Below are 339 nucleotides of genomic sequence, written 5' to 3' on the forward strand. Positions count from 1 at the left end.
CGCCCGGGCTTCAGGTACCGCCGCCACAGCCCTCGGAGAAGCCTCCATCGCCGACGGTGAAAGCGCCACGGCCCTCGGGCGCAGCGCCAATGCCACGGGCTTCCAAACCACTGCGTTGGGTGCCGGCGCCCTGGCCTCAGGGCAACAGGCGACGGCACTGGGTCCTCGCGCCAATGCCACCGGAACCGCCGCGACCGCCGTCGGGTTGGACGCCCGGGCTTCAGGTACCGCCGCCACAGCCCTCGGAGAAGCCTCCATCGCCGACGGTGAAAGCGCCACGGCCCTCGGGCGCAGCGCCAATGCCACGGGCTTCCAAACCACTGCGTTGGGTGCCGGCGC

The 339-nt window shown here is 72.3% G+C and carries 1 pseudogene; it reads left to right on the forward strand.

Annotation, left to right across the window (positions count from 1 at the left end):
* Window positions 1–339: pseudogene (locus ACLNEE_RS17050) on the forward strand (hypothetical protein); the annotation flags it as partial.

The sequence above is a fragment of the Aphanothece stagnina RSMan2012 genome, from assembly GCF_046764815.1.
In the GTDB taxonomy this organism is placed as follows: domain Bacteria; phylum Cyanobacteriota; class Cyanobacteriia; order PCC-6307; family Cyanobiaceae; genus NIES-981.